The organism is Micrococcus sp. HSID17227, from assembly GCF_003989405.1.
GTDB classification, from domain to species: domain Bacteria; phylum Actinomycetota; class Actinomycetes; order Actinomycetales; family Micrococcaceae; genus Micrococcus; species Micrococcus luteus.
In genome coordinates this window covers 1-809 of record NZ_RBLN01000527.1, presented here as the reverse complement: position 1 = coordinate 809, position 809 = coordinate 1, and the positions used below count along the sequence as shown (strand labels likewise).

Genomic DNA, 809 nt, shown 5'->3' with positions numbered 1-809 from the left:
CCCGCTCGAGAGTCCCCGCGCCGTACAGGAACTCTCCGAACTGCGGGTTTGAGAGGACGCCTTGGTAGGTCGGGCGTGCCTGGTTCACTGCTTCTACCGAACCCGCGACGAAGAGCAGACTCAGGTCTTGCTGGTGCTGCTCGCACAGGTGCTGGTAGTCGAAGCCGGCCATAGTGGTCTTGCCGGTGCCGGGAGGCGCGACGAGGAGATTCCGGTGCCGGTCGTGGAGTTCGCGCTCGGCGTTCAGACGGTCACGCATGTGGCGCTGGTGGGCACGCAACATGAGCGCCCCGTCGAACTGAGGTTCGTGCGGCGCGACTTCCACGTCTGGTGCAGGCGCGGGGGGAGCGTCCGGCATTGCTGGGGCGGGGGTCTGCTGGGCGTCGGCCTTCTGGCCATCGCCGGACCGGGCCGCGAAGCCGGACAGGGCGTCGGGACCGGAGTAGGGCTCGGTGGACTCGACGCCCAGGAGACGCGCTGTTGCCGCAGCCGCTCGGGCGACGGGCCGCAGCCCGGTGGGCAGCATCTCCTGGCTTGTGGGTGAGTGCAGTGCGGCGACGATTCCGTTCGGGGCCTGAGGGTGAGCCTCGAGGTGGTCGGTGAGGGCGAAGTGGCCGTCCCAAGCCTGGTCGCGGCTCAGCAGTCCGCGCAGGTGTTCCGCCGCAGCCGGGTGCAACCGGTACACGATGTCTGCCCTCTCGTCCCGCGTTCCCGTGCGCTGCCCGGCGGTGACGAACTCTTCGGTGTCGGCCAGGTCTGCGTCCGTGACGACGCGCCCACGGATCATGGCGCGCACGGCGCGGGTACAC

The 809-nt window shown here is 69.7% G+C and carries 1 protein-coding gene; it reads right to left on the bottom strand.

Going from position 1 to position 809, the window contains the following annotated elements:
• Positions 1 to 787: DEAD/DEAH box helicase family protein (locus tag D8M29_RS13095; protein ID WP_238693432.1), on the bottom strand; the 787-nt coding region annotated here is incomplete at its 3' end.
• Positions 788 to 809: the final 22 nt, after the last annotated feature.